The organism is Achromobacter sp. FW305-C-30-7 (assembly GCF_058783105.1).
In genome coordinates this window covers 100459-119364 of sequence record NZ_JBYSYI010000002.1, presented here as the reverse complement: position 1 = coordinate 119364, position 18906 = coordinate 100459, and the positions used below count along the sequence as shown (strand labels likewise).

Below are 18906 nucleotides of genomic sequence, written 5' to 3'. Positions count from 1 at the left end.
CCGCGCTGACGGATCAGGAAAAAGACATATCGGCGGCCACTTCCAGCGACCGGATCCACAGCACCAGGCCCGTGACGCATGCGCCCAGCACCAGGGCGCGCAGCCAGACGGCAAAGCCGTCCTGCGTGGGCGGGGTGCCGGCGGGCACGTCCTTGGCGTCGACCTTGCCCGTGATGATGGCGCGCACCAGGCGCTTGCGGCGCACCAGCGCGTACCAGAGCACCGCGGCCAGGTGCAGGGCGACCAGCGCCAGGATGACCCACTCGTTGAGCTTGTGCCAGGAGGTCATGGCGCCGGACACGGTTTCGCTGACGAGCCCGAACAGCGGACCCTGCGTCATGATGTCGTCGGTGGTGAACAGGCCGCTGACCGCTTGGAAGCCGATCACCAGCAGCAGCGCCAGCACCGACAGCGCACCCAGCGGGTTGTGGCCGGCGGGCGCGGCGGCGCCCTTGAGGTATCGGGCCACGGCAGCCGGGCCGCGCACGAACTGCGAGAAGCGGGCGTAGCGGGGGCCGAAGAATCCCCACAGCAGGCGGAACAGGATCAGGCCCAGCGCCGCGCAGCCGAAGCGCACGTGCCAATCCATGTACAGGCCGCCCAGCTTGACGCTGACGAACGCGCCGACGATACAGGCGACCAGCGCCCAGTGGAATAGACGGGTGGGAAGGTCCCAGATATGGACCGCGAGACGATTGTTCTGCATGGAGGGATCGCCAGGGCTGTGTTGCCGGGGACTTTATCACGCACAAATTGCCCCGCTGCGTGTGCAACGGGGCGGGGCACTGCTTCAGTGGGTGTTGCGGCGCACCGGCACGATGCGATGCACGTGCTCATGGCGGAAGCGGATGCGTTGGCCAGGAGCCTCTTGCGCAGGCGCTCCGCAGGGCACGACTTCGGTCGTGTAGGTCGTGGTGCCGTTGATCGGCGCGTTGTAGATGACCGTGGCGCGGATTTCCGGGCCATTCGCGGGCTTCAGGTAAACGATGTCGCCGATATGGATCGGCATGTTGTCCAGCGTGCTGTGGGCCGGGCGTCGGATCAGGTCCGAGGTAGTGAAACGAGTATTCATGGTGTTTGTTCTCTTGGTTTCTAGTTATGTGAAAAGCCGCGTCAGGCCATATGACGCGCGGCATTCCTGCCGCTGCCAGCCGTATCGAATCGGGCGGGCGTGTGGTGACACTAACGCATTTCTGCCGCCGTCCCTTTGCGCATTCTCATGTTTTTTGCGCGCGCGGGCTGACGGTGCGATGCTGTCCATCAGTCCGGGACGGCATCATTTCGGGCTGTGCGATGCGCAAGGCATGCAGGGGTCCGAGGATTCAAGCAGGGCGTGCAGGCCCTGGCGATTGCGGCGCGGTTATCGGTACTTGTCGCTTGCGCGTGTTGCAGGCGCCGCAGATTGTCTTGTTGCTTCTTGCCAAGCCGGACTGGCGGTTTGGTGAAGGCGTTTTCCCCAAGGCCATGATCCGGATTTGCGTTCTTCGCAAACGGGACGGAATGCTCGGGCTTGGGTGTTTTTTTGAGGTTCTGCTTGGTGCTTGGAATGGGACTGATGCTCAGCCCTCAGGACCTGCGCCGTTTTATTTTCGAATGGAAATTGGCGCAAACCGCAGAACTCAACCGCTGATGATACGGGTGGTCGACGCTTTTTGCAAGCGTTTTGTGGTAGGGGAGATAGATATCTCCCCTTATCCGTCCCTTAATGTGCAGTCGGGCGGGCCTGGCGCTGGGCTTCGATGATGAGTCCTTCCAGACGCGCGGACATGCGCAAGGCGACCTGCGCGCTGGTCTGGCCGTCGGGCTGGTTTTCGGTTTCCAGCGCGAGTTCGATGCGCTCGTTGTCGAAAGCCTCGGGGGCGGCCTGGATTTCCACGTAGCGGGCCAGCAAGGCGTCGACTGCCTTTTGCGCGTCGGCCAGCGCTTCATCGGACAACTGGCCCGGGCTGAGGTACTGGTTGACCACTCGCGCCAGGTCGTTCATGAAGAACAGCAGGGCGGCCGCGCCGCGGCAATCGGGATGGGCAAAGCCCCAGGTATCGGAGGTGGCGGTTTGAGTCATGTCTTGGGGCTAGCCTGTATTGCGAGGGCCGTGGGGGCCGAAGACGCCATTTTATGGGATCGGACGGCAGGGCCGCTTGAGGCATACTGCCATGCCTATGATCAGACTCGCTCGACCTTCAGACTTGGCCAGCCTGGCCGATATCGAACGTTCCGCCGCGCGGCGGTTCCTGGACACGCACATGGCCTGGGCCGCCGGCGACGATACGGTGCCGCAGGCCGATCTGTCGCAGGCGCTGGCGGCCGGCCTGTTGTGGATTGCGGAGTCCGAGGGCCTGCCCGCGGGCTTTGCGTTGACCCGGCCCATGGATGGCGATCTCTACCTGGCGGAGATGGCGGTGGCCTTGCCCTGGCAGGGGCGCGGCCTGGGGCGGGCGCTGCTTCGCGCCGTATGCACCCACGCCCGTACTGCTGGCTGCTACCGGTCCGTGGTGCTGACCACCGACCGCGAATTGTCCTGGAACCGGCCGTTTTACCTGCGGCAAGGCTTTGCCGAGGTGCCGGCGGAGGAGCTCTCGCCGGGGCTGCGGGCGCGTTTGCGGCACGAGGCAGCCATGGGCTTTGACCCGGCGCTGCGATGTGCGATGACGTATCCCCTGGTGCCATGATGCGGGCGATAGACCCTGTGTCAACACGCTTCGATAGCAACAAAATCCGCCCGCTGGCGGCGGCAGGAAGCGCCTTCGGGATAATCTGCCGGAGGGCGGCCGCCCTGCTGGGGGGCGGCGGTTTCGCGAACCCGCATGCAAGGAGGATGGGCATGGCACTGCTGCGAGCTTGCCTGCTGGGCCTGACGATGGCGTCGATGCTGTTTCTGTCGGCCTGCGTCAACAAGGAGCCCCAGGAGCGGGTTGCGTTCATCCAGCTGTTGCAAAGCCGGATGAGCAGCGCGTCGCTGCTGCCCATAGGCATGTTGAGCGAGCCGGAAAAGGAGGCCGTCGGCGGCTATGCCGACGCCTATGAAGTGATCACCGGCTTCCAGGAAACCCTGGCGCAGGCAGCCCTGGCCATGCGCGGCGTGCTGGAAGTCGAGACTATCCATTCAGTGGCCGAGATCGTGGAACGGCGGGCTCGCTTCGAGGCGGCGCGCAAGACGCTGGCCGAGCAGGCGGCCGAGGTTCAGCAGGCCCAGGCCAAGGCCGACAAGGCGCGCGCGGCGCTGGCCTTGCCGGTGGATCTCGCGCCGGTCTATGACGGCGTGTATGACGAAGCCGTGACGGCGCCCGCCGGCGAGCTGCTGGATGCCGCGGCCGCCATGGATGCGGTGGCGCGCGATGCGCTCGGCGTGGCGGATTTCGTCGCCGCCCATGCGCAGGACATCCTGCTGGCGGACGGGCAGGCCCGCGTCGCGACGCTCACGCTGCAGCAGGAATTGAACCTGCGCCTGCAGGGCTTGAACGCGCAGTCGGACGTCCTGGAGCATGCGCGCATCGTGCTGCTGCAGGCTGCCGGGCAGCCGCCGGACGTCCGCTGAGCTGCGCTTTGTACAATGCGGGTCTCGCGGCGTCAGCCGAGCCTGGGACGGAATATGAGCCAATCTTCCAGCGTGCACTACAGAACCTTTCTGCTCCTGCTGGTGGTGGTCACCATCGCATTCGGCTGGTTGTTGTGGCCTTTTTACGGCGCCGTTTTCTGGGGCGCGGTTCTTGCCATCATCTTTGCGCCGCTGCAGCGCCGGCTGGTGGCGCGCATCGGCGGACGGCGCAACCTGGCCGCGCTGATCACTTTGCTGCTGGTGCTGCTGCTGGTGATCCTGCCGCTCATCGTCATCAGCGGATCGCTGGTGCGCGAAGGGGCGAATCTCTATCAGAGCGTCAAGTCCGGGCAGATCAACTTCGGTGCCTATTTCCAGCAGGCCATGGCGGCCCTGCCGCCGTCCGTACATGATCTGCTGGCGCGCTTCGACCTGACCGACATACCGAGCCTGCAGGAAAAGCTCAGCGCGGGCGCCATGCAGGCCAGCCAGTTCCTGGCGACCCAGGCCTTGAACATCGGACAGGACACGTTCCAGTTCGTGATCAGCTTCGGCATCATGCTGTATCTGTTGTTCTTCTTGCTGCGCGACGGCCCGCTGCTGTCGGCGCGGCTCAAGCGCGCCATGCCGCTGAGCGATACGCACAAGCAGCACCTGCTGCGCAAGTTCACCACCGTGGTGCGCGCCACCGTCAAGGGCAACGTCGCGGTGGCCGCGGCGCAGGGCGCGCTGGGCGGGATCATCTTCTCGATCCTGTCGATCCAGGGCGCGCTGCTGTGGGGCGTGATCATGGGCTTTCTGTCTTTGCTGCCCGCGATCGGCGCCGGGTTGATCTGGGCGCCAGTGGCGATCTACTTCCTCCTGACCGGCGCCACGATCAAGGGCGTCGTGCTGATACTCTTCGGCGTGCTGGTCATCGGCATGGTGGACAACGTGCTGCGCCCCATCCTGGTCGGCAAGGACACCAAGATGCCTGACTATGTGGTGCTGATCTCCACGCTGGGCGGCATGGCCTTGTTCGGCCTGAACGGTTTCGTGATCGGCCCCCTGATCGCCGCGCTGTTCATGGCCAGTTGGGACCTGTTCGCGCCGCCGGTGGACGGATTGGCGGACAGCGCCGAGGACCCGCCGCGCGTCGAAAAATAGGCACGGAGGGCGGCCCGGTGGCCCGCCTCGGCCCGGCGGGTGTATGGTGTAGCAGCGCTGGCTTCCATCGAGGCCGGCCTTTCGTATCAAACCTCGACTAATCGGGAGCGCGTTGGATATGGAATGGAAACTGCATCGATCGGGCTGGATCGAAGAACGCAACTTCGACATCGAATTCGCCGAGACCCCCGAGGGCTATCACGCCCGGGTGCGGATCTTCGGATTTCCAGTACTGGAAGACACCAAGCACGTGTTCCCCAATGAGGCGCTGGCCGAGAAAGGGGCGCTGACGCTGCTCAAGACCCAGTTCACCGGCACCCCGGACCTGGAAGACCGGTAGCCGACAGGCGCCGCGCGTTCGCAATAAATTGGGGACGCGCTGTTTTCACCACATCGGTATCGACGCGGCGAGGGGATTCCCATGGCGCGGATTGTGCGATTGCGAACTTCTGCAATAATTTCTGGCGTTCATTCGTCCTGTGGCCGTGGGCCGAGGGGAGCGCATCGGGAGGCGCATGGGTCCAGAGGTGTGGTTTCGATCGGCAGGCCGACGCTTGCGGACGTCGCAGGGCGAGGTTCCCGTGGCTGACGCCGAAAGCCTGGCGGGCGCGCGGGTGCGTCGGCCGCGCCGCTATTCCATGCGCACAGGGCTGCTGACACTGGTGTTTGCCTGTATCACGCCCGCGCTGGTCATGGCTTCGGTGGCAGTCTACGAAAGCTACGTCATCCAGAAAGAGCGGATTTTCCGCGACACGATATTCCTGGCGCGCAATCTCACCGCGATCCTCGACCGCGAACTCACCGGCGTTGAGGCTGGCTTGCAGATGCTGGCTTCGTCGCCGGATCTGGTGGCTGGCGACCTGGCCGGTTTTCATCGGCGGGCGCGCGAATCCGTGCGCTTCCAGATCATCGACAGCTACGTCCTGACCGATAAGGATGGCCGCCAATTGATCAACACGTCCGTGCCGTTCGGCAACCCTTTGCCACTGACCGGTGCGTCCGCGCAGTTGGCCCAGGTGTTCCAGACGCGCGCGGCGGTGTTGACGGGTCTCTTTGCCAGCAAGGTCAACCAGGGGCCGCTCATTGCGCTGGGCGTACCGGTGATGCGCAGCGGCGAGGTCGCCTACAGCCTCAATGTCGGCATCCTGCCTGAGCGCATCGGCAATCTGCTGGGCAGGCGGGCATTGCCTGACGGTTGGGTGGCTGCCGTGCTGGACGACAGCGGCACGATCCTGGCGCGCACCCGCGACACCTCGAAGTTCGTGGGCCAGAAGGCCGTGCCCGAGTTGGCGCGGGCGGTGCAGCAGGAAAGCGAGGGCTCGCTGGAAACCGTCACCAAGGAAGGCACGCCCGTCTACACCGCCTTCAGCCGCTCGTCCTTGTCCGGCTGGACGGTCGCGGCCGGCGCGCCGATGAGTTTGCTGACCACGGACCTGTATCGCTCCATCGCCTGGATCGCCCTGGGAACCTTGCTGGCTTTCGGCCTGGGCCTGCTACTGGCCTTGCGGCTCGCCAGCCGCCTGACCTCGGCCGTGCAGAGTCTGGTTGCGCCCGCGCTCGCGCTGGGCAAGGGGCACGCGGTGACGGTGCCGGGCACGCGGGTCAAGGAGGTTGCGGAAGTGGGCGGCGCGCTGGTGCAGGCCTCGCGCATGCTGGCGCATGCCCAGCATCTGGCGCACTACGATCCGCTGACGGGCCTGTGCAATCGAGTGCTGTTCAACGAACTGGTGTTGCGCGAACTGACGGTGGCGCAGCGCAGCGGCGAGTCCTTCGCCATTCTGGCGATCGACCTGGACGGATTCAAGGCGGTCAACGACCTGCACGGCCATGCGACCGGCGACGCGGTGCTCCAGGAGGCGGCGGAACGCATGGCCGACGCGATCCGCGTGTCGGACGTGGCGGCGCGGCTTGGGGGCGACGAATTCGCGGTGCTGTTGCTGGGCGCCAGCCGGGACGACGCGCGGCGTGTCGCGCAGGCGTTGGTGGAAAGCCTGTCGCTGCCGTATCCCGAGGTCAGCGTCTCGGTATCCGCCAGCGTCGGAATCGCGGTGTATCCGCAGTCCGGCGTTGCCGTGCGCGAGCTGCTGGAACGCGCCGACATGGCGCTCTACAAGGCCAAGGGGCAGGGCAAGCGCAGGGTGGAGGCCGATCAGTGATCTGGCCCGCCAGCCGCCCATGCGCCGTCATGCGTCGTGGGGCGGCGGCGCCAGGGCGGTAAGTACTTCGCCCGATTTCAGCCGATACCGGTTCCGATCCAGCGGCACCACGAGCTCCCCCTCCGTGGTGCGGAGTATGTAGCGGGCCGCGTCAGGCCGGGCCGCGTGGCCAGGCTCTTCCGTCCTCAGGAATACTTCAATCCGGTAGAGCCGGCCCGATTCCGTGCTGGCAAGCACGTCGCTCAATCTGCGTGTGGAGATGGTCATGCGGCGCTTGCTCCTTGTTCTGCATTGTTCTGGCGGGCATTCGAGGGTGGGGCGCCGACTCTGTCGCAGGCCGAAGGCTGGCCGCGAATCGAGCAGGTTTTCGCTAAACTGCCCGGCTTGGCGCCCCAAAGCGGGCAATCGGAATCGGTAATGCAACTCTCCCTGAGCCGGAACACGGCGACTTCCCTAGGTTTGCTGGCGGTGCTGCTGTGGGGCACCGTCGTCGGCCTGATCCGCGGTGTCAGCGAAAGCTTCGGCCCGGTGGGCGGCGCCGCGCTGATCTATACGACGGGTTCCGCGTTCCTGGTGCTGTTGCTGGGCTTTCCGAAGCTGCGGACCTTTCCGCGCTCCTATCTCATCGTTGGCAGCTTGCTGTTCGTCGCCTACGAGATCTGCCTGTCGCTCTCTTTGGGCTATGCCGCCAATCGCGGACAGGCGATCGAATTGGGCATGGTCAACTATCTCTGGCCCTGCTTCACTGTGATTCTCGCCATGCTCATCAACGGCCAGCGGGCCAGCGCATGGGTGGTGCCGGGCATACTGTTGTCGTTGTCCGGCATCGTCTGGGTTCTGGGCGGATCCGGCGGCTTGTCTTGGGACCGCACCATCGCCAATGTTTCCAGCAATCCTCTCAGCTACGGACTGGCCTTCAGCGGCGCCATCATCTGGGCCGTCTATTGCAACGTGACCACGAGGTTTGCCGACGGCAGGAATGGCGTTGTCCTGTTTTTCATGCTGACCGCGGCCGCCCTGTGGATCAAGTACCTGCTGGGCGCCGAACCTGCCTGGACCTACACCTGGCCCGCCACGCTGGAACTGCTGGTGGCCGGCGGCGCCATGGCGGCAGGCTATGCGCTATGGAACGTGGGAATACTCAAGGGCAACCTGACCTTGCTGGCCACGGCGTCCTACTTCACTCCGGTGTTCTCGACATTCTTCGCTGCCGTGTGGCTGTCGACCCGCCTGACCGCGTCATTCTGGCAGGGCGTGGCCATGGTGACCGCCGGGTCGCTCTTGTGCTGGGCTGCGACCCGCGGCAAGACCGCCCGGGGCGCTTAGCCCCAGGCGTGTATGCCGTAATAAAGGAGTTATTCGATCAGCACGGTCTGCGCGACCGCGTATCCGAGCGGAATCAGCAAGAGCGAAGCAAATAAGGAACTGACGATCGCCGCCGAGATCTTCAGCCAGGGTTCGGACCCTGCGCTTTGAACCGTTTGAATCACCAACGCGACGATACCCACAACCATCAAACAGCTCATAACCACTGCTACATAAGTCATGTTGTCTCCGTCCTCGCCTGATTAAAGGGATGCGGCTGCCGCTGATGCGGTCTAGATGTTTGTATCGATTGTGCGCCTGTATTCGGGCATTCGGCCCTAGGGTTTTCCTGACGCGCTGCGTCGCGTGTGGCGTTTTTGCCGCGGGGTGTGCAGCATGAATTCATGTGCAGGCGCAGCATTTTTGCCAGGGCTCGCGCCGACGTGTTTGCGTCGGCGCGTGTGCGTCGGCGCGTTTGCGCTACGATGGCGGCGTCGAACCACGCTAAAGGCCGCCATATGCCGCAACTGCGCCCAGGCACGCGCGCCACGTTGCAAGTCAGGCAACTGATGCCGGGAGAATTCGCCTGGATCATTACCCTGTTCGATCCCGAAACCGGCAATGTGCGCAGCACCAATTATTCGGCCAGGCGCTATGGCAGCCAGGATGAGGCTTCGGCGGCGGGCAAGGCTGCCGTGGTCGAATTTCTGGGTAGCGGGGGCCAGAAAGTCACCGAAACGGCCAAGGACGGCAAGAACAAGTCCTGATGCCTTCACCGTTATGCGCGCCATGATGCCCTCGCAAGAGGGCTTTTTCATGTCCGCGGGCGCGAGGCGGGCATGCGGCTTGCTGGAGGGATGGAGCGGCGCGCCTGGCGCTGCTCGAGGAGAACACCATGTCCCAGTCCATGCATCGCGAACCCGGTGGGGGCGACGAGCCCGTACCCGACGATCCTGCCTTTCCCAACAATCCGCCGCCTGACGACCCGCCGCTGGATCCGAATCGGCCTCGCAATGATCCCGACGTCATCGATCCCGTGCAGCCGCCGCCGAATCCTCGCGCGCCGGGCACGATCGATCTGGCCTGAGCGCCGCGCGCAAGGCGCGGGACATCATCCAAGGAGGTTTTATGCGTTCCATCTTGTTGTGGCTGCTTGGCGTGCCCATTCCCATCATCATCCTGTTGGCGCTTTTCTGGCATTGACCGCGAGATTTTCCTGCAGCTGTGGCGCATGTTGGCGCAGCCGCAATGAACCGTGAACAAGGAACATATCCATGGAAAACGCATCTTCATTGAGTCAGCCGTACGCAGGTGGCGTGCCGCCGCGAGAATCCGCCATCTCGGCCGTGTCGTGGGCCGCCGTGATTGCGGGCGCGGTCATCGCCGCGGCGCTTTCGCTGGCGCTGTTCGCCGGCGGCACGGGCCTGGGCTTTCTTTCTGTTTCGCCCTGGAGCGGCGAGGGCGTGTCGGCGCCTGCGATAGGCATCGGTCTCATCATATGGATGCTGGCCACGCAGATCGTTGCCTATGGCATAGGCGGCTACGTCGCGGGGCGGCTGCGCACCAAATGGGTCGACGTGCATTCGGACGAGGTCTATTTCCGCGACACGGCGCACGGCTTTCTGGTGTGGGCACTGAGCGCGGTCGTCAGCGCCGTCCTGCTGGGTGCGTCCATCGCGACCCTGGCTTCCGGCGTGGCCAAGGCGGGCGCTTCCGTCGCTGCGGGAGCCGGCACGGCTGCGACGGCCGCGGCCGCTGCGGGCGGGGGCGATGGGATGGCGCAGGTCAGGGGCTATTTCTCCGATGCCTTGCTGCGTCCGGAGCGGCCCGATGCTGGCGCCGATCGCAACGGGGCAAGAGATGAAGTGGCCCGCATCGTGGCGATGAGCGTGGCGCGCGGCTCCATGACAGGCGAAGACCGCGACTATGTCGTGAAGGTCGTGGCCGCCCAGACTGGCATGGAGCCGGCAGCGGCGCAGCGCCGCGTCGATCAGGCCGTGCAGAACGTGAAGCAGGCCGCCGACGACGCCAAGCAAAAGGCCAAGGAGGCTGCGGACCAGGCGCGCAAGGCCGCGGCGGCATTCGCGTTGTGGGGATTCGCCTCAATGCTGATAGGCGCCTTCGTGGCCAGCCTGGCGGCGACCTGGGGCGGCAGGCGGCGTGATGCGGTGCGGCTGCCCTGATGCAGGGAAGGCTTCGTCAGCATGCAGGAGCCGCAAAGCAAAAGGCCCTCGCAGGAGCGAGGGCCTTGCTTGATTCTGGCGGTGCACGCAGGATGCCAACAATAGGGTTTTTGATCTGCTTTCCCGTTGGTCCGGCTGATTGTGCGACCCGTTCAGGCTGGCGTTGCGTGCAGCCGCAGGCCCAACGCCCTGGATACCTTCAGGATGGTGGAGAAACCGGGATCGCGATCCCCTGAGAGCGCCTTGTAGAGACTCTCGCGCGAGAGGCCCGCATCCTTGGCCACCTGCGTCATGCCCTTGGCGCGCGCGATGTCGCCCAATGCCTTGGCAATGAACGCGGCATCACCTTCGCTTTCCTCAATGCAGGCGTCAAGGTAGAGGGCCATTTCCTCTGGCGTACGTAGCCGCTCGGCGACATCGTACTCACGCGTGTTCAGTTTCATGGCGTATTGCTCCAATGGATTCGCGTAAGCCGTCAGGTCCGGCGGCAGCAGGAACCTACTGCCGAACGCCACCACATTTACAGCTGTTCTGCCAGCGCGTAGGCAAGATATATATCAGGCTGTATTTAGTGTGGCCAATAGGCTACGTTCTTTCAATCGATTTGGAAATGCCGGCGTGATTCGCGATCGTAGGTATATGCATCGAGCTACTGCAACCGTCAATCCTGCCAGTGTATGGGGGCTTCGAGTGCACAGAGATCTGTCGGCGCCAGAACGAAAAAGCCCGGAACCAAGGTGGTTCCGGGCTTTGAATTCCTGGTGGCGCATCCCTGATTCGAACAGGGGACCTGCGGATTATGATTCCGTCGCTCTAACCGGCTGAGCTAATGCGCCATTTCGATCAATCCCTGAATTTGCGTCACATCTGTGTCGCAATCAGTGATCAACGAAGAACGAAATTCTAGCATGAAATTTTTGGCGTGCGCAAGCGATCCGTACTCAAATTTCAAAGAAATGCCTCATGCGTCCCGCGCCAGGCGGATCCCGGAGAACTGCCAGCGGGCTTCGGGCGGGAAAAAGTTGCGATAGCTGGGGCGGATGTGGTCCCTGGGCGTGGCGCAGGAGCCGCCCCGCAGCACGTACTGGTTGCACATGAATTTGCCGTTGTATTCGCCCACCGCGCCGCTGTCGGGCTTGAAGCCGGGGTAGGCGTCGTAGGCGCTGGAGGTCCATTCCCAGGCATCGCCGAACAGTTGCACGGGGCCGCCCGTGCCGTTGCGCGCGGGGGCGGGGCGTGTGTCCAGGTGGCCGTTTTCCAGCATGTTGGCGCGCGCGGTCAGCGCGCCTTCGGGCAGTTGGCGGGCGGCATGTTCCCATTCCGCTTCGCGCGGCAGCCGCACGCGCGCCCAGCGGGCGTAGGCATCGGCCTCGAAGTAGCTGACGTGCGTCACCGGCGCCTGCAGTTCCAGTTCCTGCATGCCGCGTAGCGTGAAGATGCGCCAGTCGTCGCGCTGTCCTTCCCAGTAGAGCGGGGCGCGCCAGCCTTCGGCACAGACCCGATCCCAGCCCAGCGACAGCCAGAGCTCGGGACGCTTGTAGCCGCCGTCGCGGATGAAGGCCAGGTACTCGTGCTGGGTCACCAGCCGGTCGGCCAGATGGAACGGCGCCAGCAGCACGTCATGGGCGGGGCCTTCGTTGTCGAAACCGAAACCGCTGCCGTCATGGCCGATGCGGCTGACGCCGCCGGCGTAGCGGGTCCAGCCGGCAGGCGTGCCAGGCGGCAGCGCGGGCGTGCCGGGCGCCACGTAGGCGGGCTTGAGCGGATTGGCCGACAGCATGTGCTTCAGATCGGTCAGGATCAGTTCCTGGTGCTGCTGCTCGTGATTCAGCCCGAGTTCCAGCAAGGCGTCGAAGGCGGGATCGTTGCCGCCCAGGCGCGAGATCAGCTCATGCATGGCCTCGTCCACGTGGCGGCGGTAGTGCAGCACCTCCGCCAGCGCGGGGCGCGACAGCAGGCCTCGGTGTGGACGCGGATGCTTGGCGCCGACGGCGTTGTAGTAGGAGTTGAAAAGCATGCGGTACTGCGGATGGAAGACCGAATAGGGCGGATGAAAGCGCGTCAGCAGAAAGGTCTCGAAGAACCAGGTCGTATGGGCCAGATGCCATTTGACCGGGCTACAGTCCGGCATGGATTGCACCTGGCAATCCTCGGGGCTCAGGGGAGCGGCCAGGGCCGTGCTGGTCGAGCGCACGGCGTCGTAGCGGTCGTGCTGCCCCGCCTGGCCGGCAGCGTAAGGTCCGGTGGCGGGGTGAGTCAGCAGGCACGCAGGTTCCATGGCGATCCTCCAGTGGCGTTGAGGGCGGGCCCGCTTCAGGCGCGGGCGCTGAAAACCGAAAACCAGCCGCGGGAATCCGACCAGTGCGCGACATCGCGGTAGCCGGCGCTTTGCAGCAGGTCGGCAAAGGCTTGGGGGGTGAACTTGTAGGAATTCTCGGTGTGGATGCGTTCGCCGGCGCTGAATGCGCGCGCGCCGCCGGGCCAGGCCACGCGCACCGCGCGCTGCGCTTCCAGATGCATTTCGATGCGCGAACTGGCGCTGTTGAAAAGCGCCACGTGCCGCCAGTCGTCCACGTCGAAATCGGCGTCCAGCACGCTGTTCACGTGCCGCAGCAGGTTCAGGTTGAAGGCTGCGGTCAGGTGTAGCGCGTCGTCGTAGGCGGGCTCCAGCACTTGTTTGGGCTTGACTCGGTCCACGCCCACCAGCAGTCCGCCGCCCGCGCATTGTTCGCGGATCCGCCGCAGCATGGCATGCGCGTCCTCGGGACTGAGATTGCCGATGCTGGAGCCGGGATAGAAGAACAGCCTCTGTTCGGCCGGCACGCTGGCGGGCAGGGCTAGCGCATGCGTGAAGTCCTGGCCCAGGGCGGTGATCTGCAGGTCGGGGTAGGACAGCTGCAGGCGGCGCACCGCGGCTTGCAGGTAGTCAGCCGAGATGTCGATGGGCACGTAATGGCGCGGGCGCAGGCTGGCAAACAGGCGTTCGGCCTTGACGCAATCGCCCGCGCCCAGGTCTATCATCGAGAGCACCGGGCCGATGTGGCGCGCGATATCAGCGCCGTGACGCTGAAAAATTTCCGACTCGCAGCGCGTCGGGTAGTACTCCGGCAACTGCGTGATGGCGGTGAAGAGCGCCGAGCCCAGCGCGTCATAAAGGAACTTGGGATCGATGTGCGCGTGACGCGCCAGCAAGCCGTCGCGCAGTTCGATTTGTTCGGCGCTGGGAGGCTGCGGCTCTTGGGCGATGAACGTCGGCGCGGCGGGGGCAAACAGTGCGGAAGGCGAAACCATGCGTCCTGTTCCTTTTCTGTCGCCGGACTACCCCTGGGCGGCAAGCGCTTGGGAAACACGGCGTTGGGAGGTCCAGACCAGGCGGTTCTGGCGCATTGCAAAAGTCTATTGTGGCCGCCAGGGCAGGGCCGGTGTCAAGCGCCAAGCCGCTGAATGCAATGGACTTTTACGAATTCGAAAGAGGAGCGCGAGCGTCTGCGCCGGTGAGCGCACGCTGTCTGCCGATACGTTTGCTCGCGTTGAAATATCGGTTTACCGCTGGTTGCCAAAGCTCTGGCGGGGGCAGCCGATGATGGTCACAATGGGGCCACGCGATGCGCGGGCCGGTCCGGGAACGCGGCATGCTGCATTGCGTCAGGCGGCCCGACTCCGCGAGGCCCGACAACGACAAGGAGCGACGATGAACCGTAAGCACCAACGCGCCGAAATGGCCCTGCACCGTGAACGGGTGAGCGACAGCTTCCATGAACTGCTCGCCGGTACGGAAGACCTCTTGCGGTCGACCGCTACATACACAGGCTCCGAGATCGAGGCGGCGCGCGCGCGCCTGAAGCGCCAGGTGGCCGAGGCGCGCGAGTCTGCCGGTGATTGGGAGGGCGCGGCACGGGAGCGCGCGCGCCGCGCCACCGCCTACGCCGACGAGTACGTGCATGAACATGCCTGGAAGTCGGTGGGCGTGGCGGCGCTGGTGGGCGCCTTGCTCGGCTGCCTGCTGGCTTCGGGCGGCCGCCGCTAAGCCGGAAAGCCATGAAGCCGCCCGCGGCGGTGCGCCGGCCGGGACTGCGGCGGGACAAGTGGCCGTGGCTGGCCGGCGCGTACCGGTGGCTGTTGCCGCTGGTGTGCGCGGCCTTGCTGGCGGCGTGCGCCAGCGTTCCCGACGCGCAGGAGCGCCGCGCGCGCGAGTCGCAGGCCGGCCTGTCGGCCGACGCCGCGCAGGACAGCTATCGCCGCGGCCAGGGCATCGCGGCGGATCCGCGAACTCCCAAGGATGATTTCCTCGCGCGTCACCTTGCCGTCGAGCAGGCGGTCAGCGGCGCGCCGCTGGTGGCCGGCAACCGCGTCCGGCTGTTGGCCGACGGGCCCAGCACCTATCGCGCCATGCTGCAGTCCATTGCGCAGGCGCGCCGGTATGTGCACATGGAAACCTATATCTTCGATGATGATGCCGAAGGCGCGCGCTTTGCCGAAGCCTTGATCGCGGCGCGCAATCGCGGCGCCGAGGTGTCCTTGATGGTCGACGCGGTAGGGACCATCAAGACGCCCGATGCCTTGTTCCAGCGCCTGCGCGACGCGGGCGTGCAGGTGGCGATATTCAATCCGGTCAACCCGGCCAGCGGCCGCGCGGGCTGGTCGCCGAACCAGCGCAACCATCGCAAGGTGCTGGTGGTGGACGGCAAGGTCGGCTACCTGGGCGGCATCAACGTCAGCAGCGTCTACGAATCTTCGCCCGGGTCTGGATCAGGATCGGGATCAGGATCGGGATCGGGAAGCGGCGCCGGCAAGGCCGACGCGCCCGCTGCGGCGGACGCCAAGGCGGCGCCATGGCGCGACACGCACCTGCGTATCGAGGGGCCAGCAGTGGCCCAGCTGGAGCAAGTCCTCCGCGTAGGTTGGGAATCCCAGTCCAAGGAACCGATCAAGGGCGGCGACTCGCAGGTGGCGCCACCAGCAGGCGCGACGACCGTGCGGATCCTGGCCAACCAGCCGGACCGCAGCGATGGCTATACCGTCTACCTGACGCTGATGTCGGCGTTTGAAAGCGCGCAGGAATACATCCACATCACCATGGCGTACTTCGTGCCGGACCCGGCCTTCATCGACGTCCTGACGGACGCGGCGCGGCGCGGCGTGGACGTGGCGCTGGTGCTGCCCGGCTTCAGCGATTCCTCGCTGGTATTCCATGCGGGACGTTCGCACTACACGGATCTGCTGGCGGCCGGCGTGAAGATCTACGAGCGGCGCGATGCGCTCCTGCATGCCAAGACCGCGGTGGTGGACGGCGTGTGGTCCACGGTGGGTTCCAGCAACCTGGATTGGCGCAGCTTCGCCCTGAACTACGAAATCAACGCGGTGGTGCTGGGGCCTGAATTCGCGGCGGAAATGGAGTCGCTGTTCCAGCGCGACGTCGCCGATGCGGTGCGGATCACGCCCGAGGCCTGGCAGGCCAGGGGCGTGGGAGACCGTTCGATGGAGTTCTTCTCGCGCATGTTCGAGCGCTGGTTGTAGCGCCAGGCGCCAACCGGCTCAGACTTGCGCGGCGGCCGGTGTGGAGTGGGCGGCGTGTTCTTGCGCCAAGGCCGTGGTGATGTCGTGGGTCGGCTGGAACGAACTGGCCTGGGCCATCGACCAGCCGGCGCGGAACACCTGGTGACGGAATTCGCCGCGCAGCAGTTCGCCGGGCGCCAGCTCCGGGAACAGCGCCGACAGCAGCCGGATTTCGCTGGACGAGATGCGGCGCGCGATATGGTGCGGACGGAGCTGGCCAGGGTGAGTCAGGCCGGCTGCCGCCAACAGTTCCGCCAGCGCATGCAGGGTGTTGCGGTGGAAGTTGGCCACGCGCTGCGCCTTGTCCGGCACCACCAGCGCGCGCTGCCGCAGCGGGTCTTGCGTGGTGACGCCGGTGGGGCATTTGCCGGTGTGGCAGGCCTGGGCCTGGATACAGCCGATGGCGAACATGAAGCCGCGCGCGGCGTTGCACCAGTCCGCGCCCATGGCCATGACGCGGGCCATGTCGAAGGCCGTGATGATCTTGCCGGACGCGCCCAGCTTGATGCGGTCGCGCAGGTTTACGCCGATCAGCGTGTTGTGGACCAGCCGCAGCGCTTCGCGCAGGGGCGTGCCGACGTGGTCCACGAATTCCACGGGCGCGGCGCCGGTGCCGCCTTCGGCCCCGTCCACCACGATGAAGTCCGGCGTGATGCCGGTTTCCAGCATGGCCTTGACGATGGCGAACCATTCCCAGGGGTGGCCCACGCAGAACTTGAAGCCCACCGGCTTGCCGCCGGACAACTCGCGCAGGCGCGCCACGAACTTCATCAAGCCGATGGGCGAGTCGAAGGCGGAATGGGTGGCCGGCGAATTACAGTCCTGCCAGGCCACGACGCCGCGCGCCTCGGCGATCTCGGGCGTGACCTTGCCCGCGGGCAGGATGCCGCCGTGGCCGGGCTTGGCGCCTTGCGACAGCTTGATCTCGATCATCTTGACCTGCGGCGTACAGGCATTCTTGACGAAGGCCTCTTCGGAGAACGCGCCGTGTTCATCGCGGCAGCCGAAGTAGCCCGAGCCGATATTCCAGACCAGGCTGCCGCCCGGCTGGCGATGGTAGCGGCTGATGCCGCCTTCGCCGGTGTCGTGCGCGAAGTTGCCCTGGCGGGCGCCCTCGTTCAGGGCCAGGACGGCATTGGCCGACAAGGCGCCGAAGCTCATGGCCGACACGTTGAACGCGGACATGGAGTACGGCTGCTTGCACTCGGGGCCGCCCACAGTGACGCGGAAGTCGGTGTCGGGGATTTGCGAGGGCGACATGGAATGGTTGATCCATTCGTAGCGGTCGCCGTAGACGTCTTCCTGGGTTCCGAAGGGGCGCTTGTCGATTTCGCGCTTGGCGCGCTGATAGACGATGGAACGCTGCGCGCGCGAGAACGGCGCGGCCTGCGTGTCGTCTTCCAGGAAGTATTGGCGGATCTCGGGCCGGATGAACTCGAACAGGAACCGCAGATTGCCCAGGACCGGATAGTTGCGCCGGATGGCGTGGCGGGTCTGCACCAGGTCATAGACGCCCAGCGCGCCCAGCAGCGCCAGCGGCACGGCCAGCCACAGCCACCAGAGCGAGCTGGTCGCGGCCAGGGTCGCGGTGACCGCGGCGCCGATCAGGGTCAACAAAAAAGCCGTGTAACGGCCGAAAAACCAGCTCATGTCCATCTCCGTATTTCGGGATGGAGCAACCATACACCAGGAGCCGTCCCCTCGTGCCGGGGGAAGGTCCTGGAATACTGTTTCTCAGCAGCTGGAAGCGGCCGGAGTCTTCTCGACCGCGAGGCCGAACGCCGGACGCAGGCGCACGCCCAGGGCGCTACCGGCGAAGGCGGCAGGCAGCCACAGCCAGGCGTGCAGGCTGCCCGACAGGATGCCGCTGAAGTAGGCGCCGATATTGCAGCCGAAGGCCAGACGCGAGCCGTAGCCCAGCAGCAGGCCGCCGATGACGGCGCCCACGAGCGAGCGGGCCGGCACCTTCCAGATGGGCGCGAACTTGCCGGCGGCGCTGGCGGCGGCAAGCGCGCCCAGCATCAGGCCGATGTCCATGACGGTGGTGACGTCCTGGCGCAGCGGCGCGGCCAGCGAGGGCTGCTTGGCCCAGTAGGCCCAGGTGGCCACGTCGCCGCCGAAGGCGTCCAGCGTCTTGGCGCCCCACAGCGCGAAGGCGGAGGTGATGCCCCAGGGGCGGCCGGCGAGCGCCAGCGTGGCGAAGTTCAGCACCACCAGCGCCACGCCGCCCCAGATCAGCGGCCAGGGACCTTGCAGCAAGGACGCCGGGCGCGCCGTGCGCGAGGCAGACGAGATCAGGTGGCCATGCCGGCGCTTTTCCAGCGCCGTGGTCGCCCATGCGATCAGCGCGAAGACGGCGAGGTTGATGGCCAGCGCGGGCGCCAGGCCCCACGTTTTGATCAGCGAGGTCGGCGCCAGTGCCGGCAGATTGGACCACCAGCCGAAGTTGGCGGTCGCGATGACCGAGCCGATGATGAAGAACAGCAGCGTGACCACCATGCGGGTGTTGCCGCCACCGACCGCGAACAGCGTGCCCGAGGCGCAGCCGCCGCCCAGCTGCATGCCGATGCCGAACAGGAAGGCGCCCAGCAGGACCGAGACGCCAGGCGGCGACACGAAGCCGCTGACCGGCTGGCCGAACAGCGAGCCGGCCGCCAGGAAGGGGAAGAACAGCAGCACGCCCACGGCCAGCATCAGCATCTGCGCGCGCAGTCCGGCGCCGCGGCGGTCGGACACGAACACGCGCCAGGCTTGCGTGAAGCCGAAAGAGGCGTGGTACAGCGTTACGCCCAGCAGGGCGCCGATCACCCACAGCGCGCCCTGGCGCCAGCTGACGGTCTGGTTCAGGTAGAGCGCGCCCGCCAGCACCAGCAGCAAGGCGATCCAGAGCGGCTTGCGGTTGATCTGGATGGGCGGCAGGGCGGAAGACGGCAGGGGGAGGGTGGAAGCGTTGGTGCTCATGGTCGAGTCCCGGGGATCTGATCCGTAAGAAAGCAAAACGGGCGCGCGCAGGCACCCGTGTAGG

General features: G+C 65.8%; 21 protein-coding genes and 1 tRNA gene. 11 read left to right on the top strand and 11 right to left on the bottom strand.

Annotation, left to right across the window (positions count from 1 at the left end; genetic code table 11):
• Nucleotides 1-13: 13 nt before the first annotated feature.
• The 3 genes from AC3WOB_RS07505 to AC3WOB_RS07495 all read right to left on the bottom strand — a co-directional run bounded on the left by AC3WOB_RS07505 (nucleotide 14) and on the right by AC3WOB_RS07495 (nucleotide 2062).
• The gene (locus tag AC3WOB_RS07505) at nucleotides 14-706 is read right to left on the bottom strand and encodes a cytochrome b/b6 domain-containing protein (protein ID WP_013392592.1); all 693 of its coding nucleotides are present in this window, start codon (nucleotides 704-706) and stop codon (nucleotides 14-16) included.
• A gap of 84 nt (nucleotides 707-790) precedes the next feature.
• Nucleotides 791-1072, bottom strand: coding sequence for a hypothetical protein (locus tag AC3WOB_RS07500; RefSeq protein WP_013392593.1), 282 nt, complete (start codon nucleotides 1070-1072; stop codon nucleotides 791-793).
• Nucleotides 1073-1702: 630 nt separating this feature from the next.
• Nucleotides 1703-2062 carry a hypothetical protein gene (locus AC3WOB_RS07495; RefSeq protein ID WP_013392594.1) on the bottom strand — a complete coding sequence of 120 codons (360 nt, stop codon included), beginning with the start codon at nucleotides 2060-2062 and terminating at the stop codon, nucleotides 1703-1705.
• 91 nt (nucleotides 2063-2153) lie between these two features.
• On the opposite strand from AC3WOB_RS07495, the gene AC3WOB_RS07490 reads away from it, so the two are divergent.
• From AC3WOB_RS07490 to AC3WOB_RS07470, 5 genes are all read left to right on the top strand, one after another.
• On the top strand, nucleotides 2154-2669 hold the full coding sequence (locus AC3WOB_RS07490; RefSeq protein ID WP_492274673.1) for a GNAT family N-acetyltransferase: 516 nt from the start codon (nucleotides 2154-2156) through the stop codon (nucleotides 2667-2669).
• A 152-nt stretch (nucleotides 2670-2821) separates the two neighbouring features.
• Nucleotides 2822-3535 (top strand): DUF3053 family protein, encoded by a 714-nt coding sequence (locus AC3WOB_RS07485; protein WP_492274672.1) that lies wholly within the window; start codon nucleotides 2822-2824, stop codon nucleotides 3533-3535.
• A gap of 54 nt (nucleotides 3536-3589) precedes the next feature.
• Nucleotides 3590-4681, top strand: a complete 1092-nt coding sequence (locus tag AC3WOB_RS07480; RefSeq protein WP_013392597.1) for an AI-2E family transporter — start codon at nucleotides 3590-3592, stop codon at nucleotides 4679-4681.
• Between the two features lie 118 nt (nucleotides 4682-4799).
• Nucleotides 4800-5021 carry a hypothetical protein gene (locus tag AC3WOB_RS07475; RefSeq protein ID WP_492274671.1) on the top strand — a complete coding sequence of 74 codons (222 nt, stop codon included), beginning with the start codon at nucleotides 4800-4802 and terminating at the stop codon, nucleotides 5019-5021.
• 241 nt (nucleotides 5022-5262) lie between these two features.
• Nucleotides 5263-6837 carry a GGDEF domain-containing protein gene (locus AC3WOB_RS07470; protein ID WP_492274670.1) on the top strand — a complete coding sequence of 525 codons (1575 nt, stop codon included), beginning with the start codon at nucleotides 5263-5265 and terminating at the stop codon, nucleotides 6835-6837.
• Nucleotides 6838-6864: 27 nt separating this feature from the next.
• Here the strand turns inward: AC3WOB_RS07470 and AC3WOB_RS07465 are convergent, their stop codons facing one another.
• Entirely contained in the window at nucleotides 6865-7104 is a 240-nt protein-coding gene (locus AC3WOB_RS07465) for a 6-phosphofructokinase (RefSeq protein WP_492274669.1), read from the bottom strand.
• 150 nt (nucleotides 7105-7254) lie between these two features.
• Here AC3WOB_RS07465 and yddG point away from each other — a divergent pair, with 150 nt between their 5' ends.
• A complete protein-coding gene (yddG, locus tag AC3WOB_RS07460; protein WP_492274668.1) occupies nucleotides 7255-8163 on the top strand; it encodes an aromatic amino acid DMT transporter YddG in 909 nt (302 codons plus the stop codon).
• A gap of 29 nt (nucleotides 8164-8192) precedes the next feature.
• On the opposite strand, the gene AC3WOB_RS07455 is transcribed toward yddG, so the two are convergent.
• Nucleotides 8193-8384: a hypothetical protein gene (locus tag AC3WOB_RS07455; protein ID WP_013392602.1), complete on the bottom strand. Its 192-nt coding sequence runs from the start codon at nucleotides 8382-8384 to the stop codon at nucleotides 8193-8195.
• Nucleotides 8385-8660: 276 nt separating this feature from the next.
• Between AC3WOB_RS07455 and AC3WOB_RS07450 the strand changes: the two genes are divergently transcribed.
• From AC3WOB_RS07450 to AC3WOB_RS07440, 3 genes are all read left to right on the top strand, one after another.
• Nucleotides 8661-8909 carry a hypothetical protein gene (locus AC3WOB_RS07450; protein WP_013392603.1) on the top strand — a complete coding sequence of 83 codons (249 nt, stop codon included), beginning with the start codon at nucleotides 8661-8663 and terminating at the stop codon, nucleotides 8907-8909.
• Nucleotides 8910-9037: 128 nt separating this feature from the next.
• Complete coding sequence (locus AC3WOB_RS07445) at nucleotides 9038-9229, top strand: hypothetical protein (RefSeq protein WP_492274667.1); 192 nt, start codon at nucleotides 9038-9040, stop codon at nucleotides 9227-9229.
• A 187-nt stretch (nucleotides 9230-9416) separates the two neighbouring features.
• Nucleotides 9417-10325, top strand: coding sequence for a hypothetical protein (locus AC3WOB_RS07440; RefSeq protein ID WP_013392605.1), 909 nt, complete (start codon nucleotides 9417-9419; stop codon nucleotides 10323-10325).
• Between the two features lie 152 nt (nucleotides 10326-10477).
• Here the strand turns inward: AC3WOB_RS07440 and AC3WOB_RS07435 are convergent, their stop codons facing one another.
• From AC3WOB_RS07435 to egtD, 4 genes are all read right to left on the bottom strand, one after another.
• A complete protein-coding gene (locus AC3WOB_RS07435) occupies nucleotides 10478-10768 on the bottom strand; it encodes an addiction module antidote protein (protein ID WP_332012474.1) in 291 nt (96 codons plus the stop codon).
• A gap of 316 nt (nucleotides 10769-11084) precedes the next feature.
• Nucleotides 11085-11161: transfer RNA gene (locus AC3WOB_RS07430), tRNA-Met, on the bottom strand.
• Between the two features lie 125 nt (nucleotides 11162-11286).
• The gene (gene egtB, locus AC3WOB_RS07425) at nucleotides 11287-12603 is read right to left on the bottom strand and encodes an ergothioneine biosynthesis protein EgtB (RefSeq protein ID WP_492274666.1); all 1317 of its coding nucleotides are present in this window, start codon (nucleotides 12601-12603) and stop codon (nucleotides 11287-11289) included.
• Between the two features lie 35 nt (nucleotides 12604-12638).
• Nucleotides 12639-13616 (bottom strand): L-histidine N(alpha)-methyltransferase, encoded by a 978-nt coding sequence (egtD, locus tag AC3WOB_RS07420; RefSeq protein ID WP_492274665.1) that lies wholly within the window; start codon nucleotides 13614-13616, stop codon nucleotides 12639-12641.
• Nucleotides 13617-14016: 400 nt separating this feature from the next.
• Between egtD and AC3WOB_RS07415 the strand changes: the two genes are divergently transcribed.
• Together AC3WOB_RS07415 and AC3WOB_RS07410 are read left to right on the top strand one after the other, a co-directional pair.
• Complete coding sequence (locus AC3WOB_RS07415; protein ID WP_013392609.1) at nucleotides 14017-14352, top strand: ElaB/YgaM/YqjD family protein; 336 nt, start codon at nucleotides 14017-14019, stop codon at nucleotides 14350-14352.
• A gap of 11 nt (nucleotides 14353-14363) precedes the next feature.
• Nucleotides 14364-15842, top strand: a complete 1479-nt coding sequence (locus AC3WOB_RS07410; protein WP_492274664.1) for a phospholipase D-like domain-containing protein — start codon at nucleotides 14364-14366, stop codon at nucleotides 15840-15842.
• An 18-nt stretch (nucleotides 15843-15860) separates the two neighbouring features.
• On the opposite strand, the gene AC3WOB_RS07405 is transcribed toward AC3WOB_RS07410, so the two are convergent.
• Together AC3WOB_RS07405 and AC3WOB_RS07400 are read right to left on the bottom strand one after the other, a co-directional pair.
• Entirely contained in the window at nucleotides 15861-17531 is a 1671-nt protein-coding gene (locus tag AC3WOB_RS07405; RefSeq protein WP_492274663.1) for an FMN-binding glutamate synthase family protein, read from the bottom strand.
• 84 nt (nucleotides 17532-17615) lie between these two features.
• Nucleotides 17616-18842, bottom strand: coding sequence for a YeeE/YedE family protein (locus AC3WOB_RS07400; protein ID WP_492274662.1), 1227 nt, complete (start codon nucleotides 18840-18842; stop codon nucleotides 17616-17618).
• Between the last annotated feature and the right edge of the window lie 64 nt (nucleotides 18843-18906).